Source organism: Luedemannella helvata (assembly GCF_039528415.1).
Taxonomy (GTDB): Bacteria; Actinomycetota; Actinomycetes; order Mycobacteriales; family Micromonosporaceae; genus Luedemannella; species Luedemannella helvata.
This window is the reverse complement of sequence record NZ_BAAALS010000145.1, coordinates 1-500: the sequence shown is the minus strand read 5'-3', so window position 1 is coordinate 500 and position 500 is coordinate 1. Positions and strand designations below refer to the sequence as shown.

Annotated in this window: 1 protein-coding gene; it reads left to right on the top strand. The window is 74.6% G+C overall.

Going from position 1 to position 500, the window contains the following annotated elements; all coding sequences use genetic code 11:
* Nucleotides 1-458, top strand: a 458-nt coding sequence (locus ABD191_RS29175) for an amidohydrolase family protein (protein ID WP_344089224.1), incomplete at its 5' end; no start/stop codon positions are given.
* Nucleotides 459-500: the final 42 nt, after the last annotated feature.

Genomic DNA, 500 nt, shown 5'->3' with positions numbered 1-500 from the left:
ACCGCGACGCGCTCTGGGGCGGGCTCGAGGACGGCACGATCGACCTCGTCGTGACCGATCACTCTCCCGCGCCGGCCGACCTCAAGCACGCCGGCGAGGGCGACTTCGCCGAGGCGTGGGGCGGCATCGCGTCCCTCCAGGTGGGACTGCCCGTGGTCTGGACCGAGGCGCGGCGCCGCGGCATCCCGATCGAGCGCGTCGTCGGATGGATGGCGTCGGCGCCCGCGCGCATGGCCGGCGTCGAGGGCAAGGGGCAGATCGCGGTCGGCGCCGCGGCCGACCTGGCCGTGGTCGCGCCCGATGCCGAGTTCGCCGTGGATGCGGCGCGGGTCGAGCACCGTCATCCGATCACGCCGTACGACGGGCGCACGCTGCAGGGTGTCGTCCGCGCGACGTACCTGGCGGGCGAGCCGGTCGACGGCGGGGCAACGCGCGGGCGGATGCTGCGCCATCCGTGACCCGTCGTCCCGACCCTGCTATCCATCTGGACAATTCGCGCG